The organism is Methanofollis formosanus (assembly GCF_019633745.1).
Classification (GTDB): Archaea; Halobacteriota; Methanomicrobia; order Methanomicrobiales; family Methanofollaceae; genus Methanofollis; species Methanofollis formosanus.
Genome location: NZ_CP037968.1, coordinates 974,032 through 988,302, shown reverse-complemented (window position 1 = coordinate 988,302; position 14,271 = coordinate 974,032). Strand labels below are relative to the sequence as shown.

The following is a 14,271-nucleotide window of genomic DNA, read 5'->3' as shown; positions in this document are numbered from 1 at the left end:
CCCATTTCAGCAGGAGGTCTCGGCCTGAAACCCTTGTAAGAGGGCCAGGGAGATAGGCAATGGATATAATGGACGTTATCAATGAGATCCTTGGCCGGTCGCGCTATCTCGGACTATTCGCCTATTTTGAGATGGCCCGGGAGGCAAAGGACGAACAGGGTGCGATTGGTGTATTCGTCGATGGAAAGAGAACTTCAACCATCCTGTTTTCCGGCGGAGAACCCCGGGGTGCGATCTATCTCGACGAGAAAGGGGCACTGTACGGCGATCCGGCCGTCCTGAAGATCCAGGAATCCGACGGGTACGATCTCTATGCCGTCGACCGGCAGGTGGTCGACCTCGTCGTGGCACGATGCCGGGTCTTTCACCGGAGTTATTTTCCCAGGCACCTCTCCTCAGACCTCCCCGAGATCGGGGGCGTGCGGAAGATGCCCGGCGTGCTCGCCCTCCTCATTCTCAGGGACGACGTTGCGCAGGAAGGTGCCAGGGTCTCGATCAGAAAGGGACGACATGTCCTTGCAAGCGATGCGACGACAGGCGACGGCCAGGTCTCGTTCAGGTTGTTTAACGGTACCTACGACATCATGGTCGTCGACAGCAGAGGCGAGGTCGCCACATTTATGGTGGACTTCAAAGGCGAACGGAGTGAACTAGTCATTGAAATGGGTGGTGTGACGGGTGTCTGAGAAACAGCGACCCCACAATCGTCTTCATGATATCCTTGAACGGATGAAAGGCCCTGAAAGTAAAAACGAACGCCAGAAGGGCCCCGATGAAACCGGCGGTCTCAGGGCCCTCATCGGGAAGAAGGAGGGGCTCGACCTTGGAGCCCTTGTCCGGGATCCCCGCAGTTATGGACTGGGCGAGAAGCGAGCGGCAGAACTCCCGGAGACCGGGGAACCGGCCGCCCCCCCTGACCCGGTGCCGCCCCCGCCCTGCGACCCTCCAGCGGAAGCATTCGACGACCAGACGATCCTGGAACTGAAATCGGCAGTCGACGCGGTTATGAGCAGCCGGGAAGACGAGACCCCGGTGCCGCCCCCGCTCGCCGAGGAGGAGGTTCTCTCTCCCCCTCCGGCGGTCAGGCCCACTTCCAGACCGAGCCGATGGTCAGCCGTCACCGGGGACGAGGACGGGGACGCGGGCGCCGCCGTCACCGACGTCGACGACCTCAGCATGTACTCCGACCTCATCCTCCCGAAGGCCGCGACCTTCGACATCGAGGAGTTCACCCTCCAGCGTCCCAGATCCCATGAGACCTTCAGCGTCAACAACTTCTCCTCCGAGGTCAACGACCTCTGGACCGACACCCTCCCGTCGATCGCGGACGAGGCGAGAAGCGTTGTGATCGGCCGGGAGGAGGGAGAGAAATCCGGGCTTCTCGGCAAGATCGGAGCACTCGGGAAGATCGGCGCCCTCGACCGCACCCGCCAGAAGTCCGGGGTCGAGGAGTATGACCCGACGGTCCACGGGCCGCTCGTCGACCTCGCCTTCGTCCCGCCCGCCGGTGTCGAAGAGGTCGAACTCTACCCGGTCAACGAACCTTTTGCCTATGTGCGGATCTCGTACGACAACGCCTCTCACGAGTACAGCTACGAAGTGCTCGAACCCGTCCTCACCGCCGCCGAGACCGAACTCCTCGGCGAGATCAAGGACCGCCTCTTCGAGCGGCTCGACGTCAGCACCAAGGACCTCTCGCGGGCCGGGGCGCGCCAGATCCTCCGCGACCTCTCCGACGAGATCGTCGCCGACTACGGGATCCGCCTCACCCCCCTCTCCAGGGAGAAGATCTACTACACGATCGAACGCGACTTCCTCGGCGACGGGCTGATCGATGCGATCATGCACGACACGTACATCGAGGACATCTCCTGCGACGGCCTGGACAATCCGATCTTCATCTTCCACTCGGGCTATGAATCGATCAAGACGAACCTGATGTACACCAGCGCCATCGAACTCGACTCATTTGTCACCAAACTCGCCCAGCGGGCCGGGAAATACATCTCCATCGCCGACCCGATCCTGGACGCCACGATGTCGGACGGTTCCCGTATCCAGATGACCCTGGGCAAGGAGGTGACTGCGCACGGTTCGACCTTCACCATCAGGAAGTTCAAGGACGAACCGATCACCCCGACCGACCTCATCGGTTGGGGCACCTTCTCCCCCCTCTCCATCGCCTTCCTCTGGCTCGCGGTCGAGGCCGGGAACTCGGCGATCTTTGCGGGCGGCACGGCTTCGGGCAAGACCACCGCCCTCAACGCCATCTCGCTCTTCATCCCGCCGCAGGCGAAGATCGTCTCCCTCGAAGATACCAGGGAACTGAAACTCCCGCACGCGAACTGGATCCCCTCGGTGACCAGGGACTCCTTCGACACCGAAGGCAAGGGCGCGATCGACATGTACGAACTCCTCCGTGCGGCCCTGCGACAGCGGCCCGAGTACATGTGTGTGGGCGAAGTGAGGGGTGCGGAGGCCCAGACCCTCTTCCAGGCGATGTCGACCGGCCACGTCACCTATGCGACGATGCACGCCGACTCGGTCGCGAGCGTCGTCCACCGTCTCGAGAACCCGCCGCTGGACGTGCCGCGCAACATGCTCAACGCCCTCGACCTCATCTGCATCCAGGTCCAGTCCAGGATCGGCGGGCAGCGGATCCGGCGGAACAAACAGATCGTCGAGATCCTGGACATCGACCCCAGGACCAACGAACTGATCACCAACGAGGTCTTCTCCTGGCACCAGGCCACCGACGATATCCGGTACTCGGGCAAGTCGTACATCCTCGAGTCGATCATGGAGACGAAGGGATGGAGCGAGGCCAGGATGCGTGAGGAACTGAAGAGGCGCCAGGAGATGCTGGAGTGGATGCGGGTCAAGAACATCCGCCACTACCAGGACGTCTCCAAGATGCTCATCTCCTACTTCCGCGACGCCGATGCGGTGATCGGGGTGGTGCGCGAAGAACTCTATCGAGAGGGTGATCAGAAATGAATGGTTTTGAACGGTTCAGTTTCAACCTGCTGGGACAGCGGGCGAAGGCGAAAAGAAACGATTTCGTCGAGTTGAGGAGCGACCTCGTGCAGGCGCGGATGAAAACGCCTTTCGAGGCCTACCTTGCGACCGCCTACGTCTCTTCGGTCCTTGCCGGTCTGGTCATGGCCGTTCTCATCGGGGGCTTCACCTTTCTCCTCAACATCCCCTCGATGATCACCTACAAAGGGTCGCTGCCCGCGTTCTTCCTCGACCTCTCCGACTACCGCCTCTTCATCGGGACGACCATCGCGGTCCTTCTCTCCCTGCTCATCTTCGGCGGGGTGACCTACTTCTCGTTCCTCATGTATCCCAAGGTGGTCGCCGGGAACAGGCGGCGAAACATCGACGCCACTCTCCCGTACGCCATCAACTACGTAACCGCGATGTCGACGGCCGGGATCACGCCGGCCGAGATCTTCCGGCTCCTCGGGCAGAGTCCGATCTACGGGGAGACCGCCGTCGAGGCGCGCTACATCTCGCGCGAGATCGATATGTTCGGCAAGGACCTCATCGAGGCGATGCGGATCGCGTCGACCTTCACCCCGAGTCCCAGGATGAAAGAGTTTCTCCAGGGCGCCATGGCGACCATCTCCTCGGGGGCGAACCTCACCGACTATTTCCGGAACAAGGCGGTCCAGTACAGCAACGAGAACCAGCAGCAGCAGAAGACGTTTCTCGAGACCCTGGGACTCATTGCCGAGTCCTATGTGACGGCGATGGTGGCCGGTACCCTCTTCCTGATCATCCTCCAGTCGATCATGTCGATTATGGGCGGGGAATCGAACCCGATCTTTCTGATCATCATCATCTATCTGATCGTCCCCTTCGGGAGCGTGATGTTCATCATCCTGATCAGTTCGATGACCCCGGAGGTGTGAGATGGGATTCAAGACACTCTTCGACGATTTCCTTAACCGCGACGGTACCGGCACCGCGCCGGTGGCGTCAGGAGAACTCGACCGCTACGAGCGGCAGGAACAGGAGATCATCAGCAAGATCGAGCACCAGCGCAAGATGCAGGTGGGCCTCGGTCGGTTCCTCAAACACCCCCTCGCGGTGCTCACCGAGACGCCGACCAACAGTCTCATCGCCACGGTGCCGATCTCGTTCCTCTTCTTCATCGTGGGGGTCTCCCTGATCATCGTGAACTACGGGTGGCAGGCGGTCATGAACTCCACCCTCGTCGACGACGTCATCGTCTTCTCGGTCCTCATCCCGGTGGTGCCGCTCGCGCTTCTGGACTTCAGGGAAGGGAGACGGGAGAAAAATCTTGAAAACGCCCTCCCGAACTTCTTCAGGGACGTCGCCGGGATGAACGACTCGGGGATGACACTCCCCAACGCCATCCACATCGTCTCTGAGGGCGAGTACGGCACGCTCACGCCGTACATCCGCAAACTCGACGTCGACATGTCCTGGAACGTCCCCTTCGTCGAGGCGATCACGAACTTCGGGCGGCGGATCGGCACCCCGCTCGCCGAGCGGTCGGTCGACCTCATCGCGAAGGCGAGCACCGCCGGTGGCGACGTCTCCGAGGTGCTGCGGGCCGCGGCACGGGACAGCTACGAGTTCATCAACCTCAAGAGCGAGCGGGCGAGCAACATGCTCATCTATGAGGTGATCATCGTCGCCGCCTTCTTCGTCTTCCTCTTCGTCATCGCGATTCTGGAGTCCACCTTCCTCTCCACGATGGCCGAGGCCGGGGCGCAGGCGGCGGCCTCTGGGGCAGGCGGCCAGTTCATCGGCGACGTGAACATGGACCTGTACAAACGGCTCTTCTCCCACTCCGCGATGATCATGGGGTTCTTCTCGGGACTGGTCGCAGGGCAGATGGGCGAGGGCCGGGCGGCCGCCGGGCTCAAGTTCTCGGCAGTGATGCTCTTCATCGCCTGGGTGCTCTTCAGGTTCGCGATCTAGAACGGAAAGGAAGAGATCCTCTCTTCACCGGCGCTGTTGCCGACGGGCGGGGGGTGGAACCCCCCGCCAGGATGGTGACGGGGTGTGAGTCTCGGAACGATTTTTTTTTTGGGTTGTGGAGAGATCTTTCGGCTCTGTAGGAAACATCCTCTTCTCATCACCTCAAACTCCCTGTGACCTTCATCCATCGCCTTCCCTCCTGTTCACGCCGGGGGCAGCGCCCCCGGTGGGAGGATGGGGGAAGGCGAGATGATCAGGCGTGCCGCCCCCCTATCGCACGATCGTTCCTGCCATCTCGCGAGAAGAGAGGGCGGGGCGGCGATGGATTGAGGTCTCCACCGACTCTCCTGTCTTAAAATGAGAGAGAGCAAGTGACGAGAAATTTTTATCCCGTATGTTTGAACGTCGGGTTCATGCCCAATTACCATGAAAATGATCCAGAAGATCCTCTCTTCAGGTTTGCATGAGGGTTTGAACTCGTCATATCACGTTTAAGCCGATACGCAGAGGATAGAAAATTCTTCTGATGGATCGGCCGCCCCCATCGTCGCAGATTTCCCTGCCATCTCGCGCCGGGAGGCCGTGCCCCCCGGACCCCCCACGACGAAGATAGCCGAGGGGCGGCGATGAAACCAGATCTTCCAAAGGTTCTGTCGCGAAGATTGGGATCCCGCCCACACGCCGTAGCGCAGCTCAGAAAATTTTCATCCCGTATGCTTGAGCCCAAGGTTCATGCCCGGTTCTACAGAGCCGATCGTTCAGAAATCTTGAGAAGGGATATGCGAGATCAGACGGGCCGCCCCCCTCACAGAATCATTCGCCGGCTATCCTCCTCAGGATCCCCGGCGCAGGGGTATGGCGGGGCGCACGATCAGAGACTCCCCACAAAAAAGTATGAAGGGTTCGCCAGAACCCGGAAGGATCTACGACCCCTCGCACCTGAGGTCGTACTTCTCGTTGAGCACATGCTCCTTCACCACCGAACCGTCCGGGACGATCACCTCGGGCCAGAGCCGGGTTCCCGAGTGGATGGTGACGCCGTTCTGGAGGACGGCCCCGGGGCCGATGACGGTGTCGTTCTCGACCGAACCGTCGTCACCGATGATGGTGTCGTTGTCGATGATCGCTCCCGAGACGGTGGTCCTGTTGCCGATGACGACCTGGTTGTAGATGGAGGAGGAGAAGATCTTCGCGTTGCTCTTGATGACGCAGTCCTCCCCGATGCTCGTATAGGGGCCGATGAGAACGTTGCTCTCGATGGTGGTCCCGCGGCCGATGGAGACCGGCCCGATGATCTGCGAGTTGGTGCCCAGCGAGATCGAACTCCCCAGCGAGACCGGGCCGACGATCTTCGCCCCCTTCACATGGAGGTCGCCGGTGATGTTGGTCGTCGTGATCTCCTGGAGTTTCCAGCGCTCGGCCTGACGGAGCGAACGTGGGCTGCCCACGTCGGTCCAGTTCCCGCGTGCAAGCCAGGCCTTGACCTTCCGTCCCTCCTGCATGAGGGCGGGGAAGACGTTGCGGGCAAAGTCGACCTTCTCGCCCTCGGGGATATAGTCGAAGATCTCGGGGTCGCAGACGTACATCCCGGTCGATGCCAGGTTCGAGAAGATCTCGCCGGGCCCGGGCTTCTCCTTGAATCGCTTGATGTCATAGTTCACATCGATCTCCGCGATCCCGTACTCAGAGGGGTCATCGATGGAGATGAGCCCGATGGTGGCGATGCCGTCGTTTTTCAGGTGCTCACGGTAGAACTCAAGGAGGTTGAGGTCTGCCACATGGTCGCCTCCGACGACGAGGAAGGGTGAGCCGTCCAGAAATTGCTGGGCGTTCTTGACGCTCCCGGCCGTGCCGAGTTTGATCTCTTCGTGGACATAGGTGATCTCGGCACCGAAGAGCGATCCGTCGCCGAGGGCCTCCTCGATGTCGGTGCCCTTGTACCCCAGAGTGACGACCATCTCAGTGAAACCGAGGTCCGCGAGGTGCGTGACCAGATGGGTGATCGAGGGCCTATTCACGATCGGAATGCATGGTTTGGGGCGCCCAAAGGTGAGCGGCCGCAGGCGGGTGCCCTCACCGCCGCACATGATGCAGACCTTCATAAAGATAGTGTGGCGCGAAAAAGCATTTGAACCTTGGCCCGTAAGAGAAAGGCTATGCTCCGTGGGGGACAGTACCAACACATGAGAGAAGAGCCCTTCACCTGCACCCTCTGCGGCAAGTGCTGCATGGGCTTCGGGCGCTACATCACCATCATCAAACGGACCGGACCACAGGAGTATCGGTGCCAGGAGACGATCACCAGGCAGGAGTTCACGGCCAGGGTCGAGGCCGAATATCTTCCCTTCTTCAGGCGGCCGTCGGTCCAGTGGTCCCGGCCCACGGCGTGCCCGTTTCTCAGGGAGGACAGCGGGCGATATATCTGCACCATCCATGCCTACCGTCCCGAGTTCTGCAGGGAGTACATCTGCTCCAGGATGCGGGTGCTCAAGGGTGGCGAGATCGCAGGTGAACTGAAGGGCAGGCGGACGCTCAAGACCGGGGACAAAAAACTGCAGCGGATCTGGGACGACGAGATCGAGCCCCTTTCCCTGCCGGATTTTGACTGGGAGACGGAGACCAACCGGATCCTCACCGGCGCGGGCTACGAGACGGTCTGGTACCGGCAGCAGGAGGACTGAACACGGGCGTCCGGGTTCTGGAGGTAAAAAGGGGGCGCGTGCCCTGCCCTGAGGGCAGGGACCGCCCTCTGGACAACTGCCGGTTCTGTGTCCATTCCAGGCGCTTTCGTCTGGGCGACCGGTGGGTGCCCTCGCCGGCCCGCGCCTACTGCACGCTCCAGCGGGCGACCGAAGAGGTCGATCTCACGGCGGTGAACGCCGTCGAGTGCGACGACGACCGAAACGAAGGGTTTCGGAGCATCATGACGGTGATCAGTTAGTCCCGTCTCTTCATATAGTCCCAGAGACTCCGCCGCTGGTAGGGGACGCCACGCGCCTCCTTGCAGTAGTCCGACTCGATGGTATGGTGGACGAGCCGCAACTCGTCGCGCATATTCTGGACGAGGCCCTTCATCTCCTCGACATCTCTTCTGATCGTGGCGTACTCCTCAAATGAACGCTGTTTCTTGATCTCAAACTCTTTTCCGGCCTCAAGGCTGGCAAATCCTGCCTCGATCAACTCAAGGATAGCCTCGTTCCGCCCGATCGAACCCTTCTTGGCGAAGGCGTCGATGGCTTCGAGGAGCTCGGGATCGAGGGTGAAGGAACACCGCATCACCATAAGTCTTCACTCCGCGACAGTCGTCTGGACGCAGTAATCACGGTTGGTCACGCCCCTCGTAAAGGTAACCCTCGCGCTCCCCTCCGCAAGCGAGGGCGGTGACCAGGCCCATGTCGAGGTGCGCCTCGAAGAGCGACGCAAGACGGTCGTACGGGTCGCCGTCGTCCTCTGCTGGCCGGTACTCGATCCCCCTGCGGTCCGCCAGAGACCCGAGAAGGGCGTCGACGGCGTCGGGGTCGGAGAAGAGCCCGTGCAGGTACGTCCCGATGACCAGACCGTCCTCGCTCACCGCGCCGTCATCGCCGAAGGCCGGGCCGTCGGCACCCCGCTCGGTCGTGCCCATATGGATCTCGTAGCCACTCACCTCTCCCATCCGCGAGAGGAAGGGGGGGACGTCGACCGCCCGGTGGTGCACCTGTCTGGTGGTCTTGGTGTAGGCCGAGAAGGTAGTCGTGACGTCGAGGAGCCCGAGCCCCTCGGCCTCGGCCGGGCCGTCGCCTTCGTACCCGAGGTCGACGAGGCGCCGGCCCAGCATCTGGAAGCCCCCGCAGATCCCGATGACCGGGACGCCGGCGGCACGGGCCCGGCAGATCTCGTCGGCGGCCCCCGAGGACCGGAGGAGGCGGAGGTCGTCGATGGTGTTCTTGGTGCCCGGGATGACGACGCAGTCGTAGCCCGCAAGCGGGTCGCCGGGCCTGACATAGGTGACCGCGGCCCGGCGTTCCAGGAGTTCGAAGTCGGTGAAGTTGGCGATGTGCGGGAGCCTGACGACGGCGATCCTGACCCCTTCGCTCCGGGCCGATTTGTCGCCGATGGAAAGAGAGTCTTCTGAGGGGAGGTCGATCCCGGTATACGGGAGGACGCCGAGGACCGGGACCCCGCAGATCTCCTGGAGGGCGTCGACGCCGGAGGCGAAGAGTGTGGGGTCGCCCCTGAACTTGTTGACGATAATCCCGACGACCAGGGGACGGATGTCCTCGGGAAGAAGGGCGATCGTCCCGTAGGCCTGGGCGAAGACCCCGCCCCGCTCGATGTCGGCGACCAGGAGGATGGGCAGGCCGAGGGCGCGGGCGAGCCTGATATTGGCGATGTCGCGGTCGTAGAGGTTGAGTTCGGCGGCGCCGCCGGCACCTTCGACGACGACCGTCCCGTGCTCCTCCTCGAGGTGGGTAAAGGCCCTGACCGCGGTCTCGAGGAGTTCGTCGGTCTCGCGATAGTACTCGCCGATCCTGACGTCCTTATAGGGCCGGCCCAGGAGGACGACCTGCGAGACCATCTCCCCCTTTGGCTTGAGGAGGACCGGGTTCATCTCGGCCGTGGGTTCGACGCCGGCGGCCCGGGCCTGCACCGCCTGGGCGATCCCGATCTCGGCCCCGTCGGCGGTCACCCAGGAGTTGAGGCTCATGTTCTGCGACTTGAAGGGGGCGTTCCCGATGCCCCGGTTCTTCAGGGCCCGGCAGATCCCGGCGACGACCGTGCTCTTGCCGACATGGGAGGCGGTCCCGAGGACCATCAGTGACATCGACATTGTGGTTGATCGCCTGAGGGGATATGTGGTGCGGTAGGTGGGCCGGGTCGCTCCTCTCTTCAAGGAACCGAAGGCCGATATGGGACCTAAAGAGTCATATCTAGAAAGTTGGAAGTGATATTCATGCCAAGAAATATATAACGAGAACTTGAAGGTATAACCAATGAACGGTGGTATATGTCCAAAATGTGGACTACCCAAAGAACTGTGTATCTGTGAGGAGGTAGCGAAGGAACAACAGAGGATCCAGGTAAAGGTCAACCGGCGCCGTTACGGGAAAGAAGTCACCGTCATCGAAGGGCTCGACCCGTACGAGATTGACCTCAACGACCTCACAAAATTCCTGAAGGCAAAACTCGCCTGCGGTGGAACGGTCAAGGACACGTCCATCGAGCTGCAGGGCAACCATAAAGAACGGGTTAAGGACCTGCTCGCACAAAAGGGGTATAAATTGGAGCAGATCAGTTAACCCCAGGATCTCTATTTTCAACCATATTTTTTCCAGAAATACCGTCAACCGAGAGCGGCACAAACCGGCCGCGCCGGGATCCCACGCCCCCTGCCCGGCATAAACTTCTGTTTTTAAGGCTCTGTAGAATTCAGCATGAGGCGAGCGCCCCGCCTCAAGCATACGCAATGAAAATATCAGATCAGATCTGGATCGGTTCTTGACCCTCATCCGTGTGTTCGAGGAGCGAATCGGAGTCGAGCATCGTGCCGCCCCCTGGCTATCTTCGTCGTGGGGGGTCCGGGGGGTGAAACCCCCCGGCGCGAGATGGCAGGGAAATCTCGACGACGGGGGCGGCCGATTCCATCAGAGGAATTATCTATCCGCTGCGTATCGACTTCAACGTGATATGGCAAGTTCAAACTCTTATGCAAACCTGAAGAGAGGATCGTCAGGATCATTTTCATGGTAATTCGGCATGAGCCCTGGGTTCAAGCATACGGGATGAACATTTCTCGTCGCTTGATCGCTCTTTTTCAAGACAGGAGAGGTGGTGAAGGCCGTGTTTCATCGCCGCCCCCACCTATCTTCTGTCCGAGGGGGGTCAGGGAGGTGCAACCCCCTGGCGCGAGATGGCAGTGAAGGGTCTGCGGGGCGGCACGTCTGATCGTCACACCACCCTCTCATCGTGACTCTGAGGATAGAACCAGGACGAGAGATAACTGATCTTTTTTCAGCGGGGATCACACCAACCCTTGCCTTCCCCTGCTCTATCTTCACGCGAGACGGCAGAAATGATAAGGTGACGGGGGACGGCACGTTAGATCATCATCCCGCCGCCCCGTTGTTATGGCCCCGAAGATAGAACCTGGACGGAAGAGAGTTGATCAATTTTCGGAGGGAAGACGCGTGATGCCGTCCCCCGCCCTATCCTCTCGCGAGATGGCAGAAAAGATCCTGCAAGGGGGACGGCACATTGATCACCACACCTGCCCCGTCGTCGTGACCCCGAGGATAGAACCCGGTCGGGAGAGGGACGATCTCTTTTCAGAGGGATCGCGCACCCTGCCATCCCCCGTTTATCTTTGTCAGGGAGCATATCCCAAAAAGATCCTGGTCTCGATCAATCCTCGGGATCGAAACTCTTCCCGGCCATTCCTCTTTCTCCCGCACTTCAATCACCATCCCAGGGATTTCGGGCTCGGTGACCCCGGTGCGAATGACGGAGAAAGGCAGGCCGATCCGACGTGCCGCCCACAGAGAGAAGAAAGAATGGTTCCTTGCTCTCTCCTGCTGGGGGGAGACCCCCCGGGCCCCCCCACGACGAAGATAGGGGTGGGGCGGCAGCACGCTCTTGAACGAAACCGTACTTCAGAACCTTCATTCCCCTCACCTGTCAGGGCCGGGGGAGTTTCGGGATGACCTCGGGGAGAAGATCTTCATTTTCGAGGTCCGGGAGTGAAACCTCCGCACGAAGATGCGAGACGACCTTTGAATCGTACTCAAATCTGAAAAAAATGAGGCTCTCTACAGAGATGAAAAATGAGTGTGATTTCTAACTCTGCCGCACCAGGCGGTGAGTGACGGCGACGAGTGGGTGACGGGCATAGTCCATGACCTTGATGTCGTCGAGCGTCTTGAGGTTCTGCGCCTGCGCCGTCCGCTCCATGCCGAGCTCGATCTTCTCCGTGACATTGATGATATAGGCGTCGAGCGTCTTGTACCCCAGGCGCTTTGCGGCGATCGCCCGGTGGTGACCGTCGACCAGGATGAACCGTCCCGGACGCCTGACCACGATCAGGGGCTCGGCAAGCCCTTTCTTGATCTCGTACATCCGCCCCTCCAGTTCGTCCTCGTAGATCCGCGGCTGGGTCGGGAGGAGATTGTTGATCGGGACATAACCTCGCTCCAGGCTCGGTTCGATATTGTAGAGCCTCCGGAGGGTGTCCATAAAATTGTAGACTTTTTCAGGAGAGACGTGCTCGATCTGCGACCTGATCACGTCGGCGTTGGAGATGATCCCGATGAGCCGGTTCTCCTCGTCCACGACCGGGAGCTTCTGGATCCCGGACCGGAAGATCACCCTGGCGGCATCGTTGACGCTCATCTCCGGGTCGGCGACGATGAGGTGGCGGCTCATGATCCGATCGACCGGCGTCTCCGGATGGACGGTCAGCAGGTCTCTGGCTGAGATATAGCCAAGGACTCTCTTCTGGTCGTTGATGACCGGAAACCCGTCATGCCGCGTCTTCTGAATATAGTCGATGACATCACGGGCGGTCTCGTTGACGTTGACAGTGACGACGTCATAGGTCATGTAGTCCTTGACCCGTTTTTTGTCCATTATCATCTCTTGTTACCAGGGCTACATCAAGGGTTCGGTGATTCATAAATCTTTTCGGTCCCGGGAAAGGAGGGGAGGGAGGGGGCCGCCACCCGTTTATTCGATCGGGATGGCGGTTCCCTTCTCTTCTTCAACCTTCTTGAGGTGGACTTCGAGGACGCCGTTCTTGAAGGTGGCGCTGGCGTCCTCCTCCCTCACCTCCTCCGGCAACTCGACGGCCCGCCGCACGGTCCCGTAGTAGCGTTCGCGCATGTAGTACCCGGCCTCTTCGGCCTCCTGCTCCTGCGCCTGGACTGCGGAGATCTCAAGGAGTCTGGGGTTGATAAGCTGCAGGGAGATGTTCTCCTTCTCGACGCCGGGGAGATCGGCGACGACCATCACCTCGCCCTCGTGGGCGCAGACGTCCACCCGCAGATCCTCGCCCCTGACCGTCGGGAGGTACTTCCCTGCGCCGGTCTCGGTGAGGAGGGACTGGACGCGGCTCTCCATATCCCCCCGCATCTCGTTCATCATCTCGTCGAAATCTCTCCAGAACGAGTAAAAACCTCTTCTCCGTACCATATACGCTCATCTCCTTGCATTCCCGAAGGAGTGCTAACCTTTCGTTAGTGATTATCATATTTGTTGATTCCGCTCATGCCGCGGACCATAGTGATTTATGAGCACAGCACACCATTGAATATTTAATGGTTGCCAAACCTGCGAAGCGCAGTCCCAAAAAGAAGGACTCTGAAGAGAGAAACTGGACGCAGATCGGCATGGTCGTCTTCGGCGTCCTCTTCGCCTTCCTTATGGTGGCCTCCTATGGTATTCCGGCAATGAGCGCCTTCAGGAGCGTCGACCCCGGCGATTCGGCCCTGGTCGAGTACACCATCCTGGATAATGACGGCAAACCGGTTATCACCACCAGCCAGAAGGTTCTGGAGAAGACCATCAAGCAGGGCGATCTTGCCTTCCTGACGACCCCGTTTTCGCTGACGGGCGGGGCGAACGCTTCCTCCTATGTCGAAGCGGTTCCTGCGTTCGTCGGTGAGATGCAGGGTGAGTTTGCCCTCCTCAGTCCTGAGATCGAGGCCCTGAACAATGGCATCGTCGGGATGCACGAGCGCGAGACCAAACGGATCTCGATCAAAGACCTCCCCATCATCCAGACCTTCGATGCCGAGAGCACCGAGAAACTGGGGATGAACTTCTCCACGATCCGGGTCGGTGACCGCTTCCCCATCCAGATGACGATCGCCGACGAACCGACGGTCTTCACCGATCCGAACAGTTCGATCTCGTACCTCCGTCTTGGCACGGTCACCGAGAAGAACAACGAGAACATGACCGTCAACTTCGACTATGCCGATGCCGAAGTGACGGTCCTGCAGATCACCAAGATCTGAAATCGGTGGGTATTTATACCCTCTAATCTTCTTTTCCCCCATGCCGGTGCAGGTGCTCTACTATTTTCAGGACGGGTGCATGGGGTGCATGGAGCAGGAAGCGATCAACCGTGAGGTGACGGCCCTGCTCGGGATCGAGATCGAGGCCCGCAACGCCGTCGAACGCCAGGAAGAGATCCGGACCTTCGGGTTGAAGGTGACTCCCACCCTTCTGATCGTGGTGGACGGCGAGGTGAGGGAGCGGTTCGAAGGGGTCGTGCATGCCGAAGCACTGGAAGCGGCGATCAAAAAATATCCGGATCGCGAGGGATGAGGGCGGCACGCC

The 14,271-nt window shown here is 60.3% G+C and carries 14 protein-coding genes; 9 read left to right on the top strand and 5 right to left on the bottom strand.

What is annotated here, in order from left to right; genetic code table 11:
* Window positions 1-59 precede the first annotated feature (59 nt).
* The 4 genes from E2N92_RS04470 to E2N92_RS04455 are packed head-to-tail and all read left to right on the top strand — an operon-like array spanning window position 60 to window position 4,956.
* Window positions 60-686 (top strand): hypothetical protein, encoded by a 627-nt coding sequence (locus E2N92_RS04470; RefSeq protein ID WP_220682488.1) that lies wholly within the window; start codon window positions 60-62, stop codon window positions 684-686.
* A 43-nt stretch (window positions 687-729) separates the two neighbouring features.
* Window positions 730-2,997, top strand: coding sequence for a type II/IV secretion system ATPase subunit (locus tag E2N92_RS04465; RefSeq protein ID WP_220682486.1), 2,268 nt, complete (start codon window positions 730-732; stop codon window positions 2,995-2,997).
* Window positions 2,994-3,917: a type II secretion system F family protein gene (locus E2N92_RS04460; RefSeq protein ID WP_220682485.1), complete on the top strand. Its 924-nt coding sequence runs from the start codon at window positions 2,994-2,996 to the stop codon at window positions 3,915-3,917. Before E2N92_RS04465 ends, E2N92_RS04460 begins: the two co-directional genes overlap by 4 nt.
* 1 nt (window position 3,918) lies before the next feature.
* A complete protein-coding gene (locus E2N92_RS04455; protein WP_220682484.1) occupies window positions 3,919-4,956 on the top strand; it encodes a type II secretion system F family protein in 1,038 nt (345 codons plus the stop codon).
* 923 nt (window positions 4,957-5,879) lie between these two features.
* On the opposite strand, the gene E2N92_RS04450 is transcribed toward E2N92_RS04455, so the two are convergent.
* Entirely contained in the window at window positions 5,880-7,058 is a 1,179-nt protein-coding gene (locus E2N92_RS04450; RefSeq protein WP_220682483.1) for a nucleotidyltransferase family protein, read from the bottom strand.
* A gap of 81 nt (window positions 7,059-7,139) precedes the next feature.
* Between E2N92_RS04450 and E2N92_RS04445 the strand changes: the two genes are divergently transcribed.
* Window positions 7,140-7,637 (top strand): YkgJ family cysteine cluster protein, encoded by a 498-nt coding sequence (locus E2N92_RS04445; protein WP_220682482.1) that lies wholly within the window; start codon window positions 7,140-7,142, stop codon window positions 7,635-7,637.
* A gap of 38 nt (window positions 7,638-7,675) precedes the next feature.
* Complete coding sequence (locus tag E2N92_RS04440) at window positions 7,676-7,897, top strand: hypothetical protein (RefSeq protein WP_246589314.1); 222 nt, start codon at window positions 7,676-7,678, stop codon at window positions 7,895-7,897.
* Here E2N92_RS04440 and E2N92_RS04435 read toward each other — a convergent pair.
* Window positions 7,894-8,238, bottom strand: a complete 345-nt coding sequence (locus E2N92_RS04435; protein ID WP_220682481.1) for a type II secretion system protein E — start codon at window positions 8,236-8,238, stop codon at window positions 7,894-7,896. The two genes, E2N92_RS04440 and E2N92_RS04435, sit on opposite strands and share 4 nt — an antisense overlap.
* A 37-nt stretch (window positions 8,239-8,275) precedes the next feature.
* Window positions 8,276-9,760 (bottom strand): cobyric acid synthase, encoded by a 1,485-nt coding sequence (locus E2N92_RS04430; protein ID WP_220682480.1) that lies wholly within the window; start codon window positions 9,758-9,760, stop codon window positions 8,276-8,278.
* Window positions 9,761-9,929: 169 nt separating this feature from the next.
* On the opposite strand from E2N92_RS04430, the gene yciH reads away from it, so the two are divergent.
* The gene (gene yciH / locus E2N92_RS04425; RefSeq protein ID WP_220682479.1) at window positions 9,930-10,235 is read left to right on the top strand and encodes a stress response translation initiation inhibitor YciH; all 306 of its coding nucleotides are present in this window, start codon (window positions 9,930-9,932) and stop codon (window positions 10,233-10,235) included.
* Between the two features lie 1,534 nt (window positions 10,236-11,769).
* Here the strand turns inward: yciH and E2N92_RS04420 are convergent.
* Together E2N92_RS04420 and E2N92_RS04415 are read right to left on the bottom strand one after the other, a co-directional pair.
* On the bottom strand, window positions 11,770-12,558 hold the full coding sequence (locus E2N92_RS04420; RefSeq protein WP_220682478.1) for a CBS domain-containing ParB/RepB/Spo0J family partition protein: 789 nt from the start codon (window positions 12,556-12,558) through the stop codon (window positions 11,770-11,772).
* A gap of 96 nt (window positions 12,559-12,654) precedes the next feature.
* On the bottom strand, window positions 12,655-13,119 hold the full coding sequence (locus E2N92_RS04415) for an Hsp20/alpha crystallin family protein (RefSeq protein ID WP_220682477.1): 465 nt from the start codon (window positions 13,117-13,119) through the stop codon (window positions 12,655-12,657).
* Window positions 13,120-13,244: 125 nt separating this feature from the next.
* On the opposite strand from E2N92_RS04415, the gene E2N92_RS04410 reads away from it, so the two are divergent.
* Both E2N92_RS04410 and E2N92_RS04405 read left to right on the top strand, forming a co-directional pair.
* Window positions 13,245-13,946: a hypothetical protein gene (locus E2N92_RS04410; RefSeq protein WP_220682476.1), complete on the top strand. Its 702-nt coding sequence runs from the start codon at window positions 13,245-13,247 to the stop codon at window positions 13,944-13,946.
* A gap of 40 nt (window positions 13,947-13,986) precedes the next feature.
* The gene (locus tag E2N92_RS04405; protein ID WP_220682475.1) at window positions 13,987-14,259 is read left to right on the top strand and encodes a thioredoxin family protein; all 273 of its coding nucleotides are present in this window, start codon (window positions 13,987-13,989) and stop codon (window positions 14,257-14,259) included.
* The last annotated feature ends 12 nt before the right edge of the window (window positions 14,260-14,271 follow it).

Bases quoted from the DNA above. Each gene is read 5' to 3' on its own strand.
- E2N92_RS04405 (WP_220682475.1), top strand. From the start codon at position 13,987: ATGCCGGTGCAGGTGCTCTACTATTTTCAGGACGGGTGCATGGGGTGC.
- E2N92_RS04460 (WP_220682485.1), top strand. From the start codon at position 2,994: ATGAATGGTTTTGAACGGTTCAGTTTCAACCTGCTGGGACAGCGGGCG.
- E2N92_RS04415 (WP_220682477.1), bottom strand. From the start codon at position 13,119: ATGGTACGGAGAAGAGGTTTTTACTCGTTCTGGAGAGATTTCGACGAG.
- E2N92_RS04435 (WP_220682481.1), bottom strand. From the start codon at position 8,238: ATGGTGATGCGGTGTTCCTTCACCCTCGATCCCGAGCTCCTCGAAGCC.
- E2N92_RS04410 (WP_220682476.1), top strand. From the start codon at position 13,245: ATGGTTGCCAAACCTGCGAAGCGCAGTCCCAAAAAGAAGGACTCTGAA.
- yciH (WP_220682479.1), top strand. From the start codon at position 9,930: ATGAACGGTGGTATATGTCCAAAATGTGGACTACCCAAAGAACTGTGT.
- E2N92_RS04455 (WP_220682484.1), top strand. From the start codon at position 3,919: ATGGGATTCAAGACACTCTTCGACGATTTCCTTAACCGCGACGGTACC.
- E2N92_RS04445 (WP_220682482.1), top strand. From the start codon at position 7,140: ATGAGAGAAGAGCCCTTCACCTGCACCCTCTGCGGCAAGTGCTGCATG.
- E2N92_RS04465 (WP_220682486.1), top strand. From the start codon at position 730: ATGAAAGGCCCTGAAAGTAAAAACGAACGCCAGAAGGGCCCCGATGAA.
- E2N92_RS04470 (WP_220682488.1), top strand. From the start codon at position 60: ATGGATATAATGGACGTTATCAATGAGATCCTTGGCCGGTCGCGCTAT.
- E2N92_RS04450 (WP_220682483.1), bottom strand. From the start codon at position 7,058: ATGAAGGTCTGCATCATGTGCGGCGGTGAGGGCACCCGCCTGCGGCCG.
- E2N92_RS04430 (WP_220682480.1), bottom strand. From the start codon at position 9,760: ATGTCACTGATGGTCCTCGGGACCGCCTCCCATGTCGGCAAGAGCACG.
- E2N92_RS04420 (WP_220682478.1), bottom strand. From the start codon at position 12,558: ATGGACAAAAAACGGGTCAAGGACTACATGACCTATGACGTCGTCACT.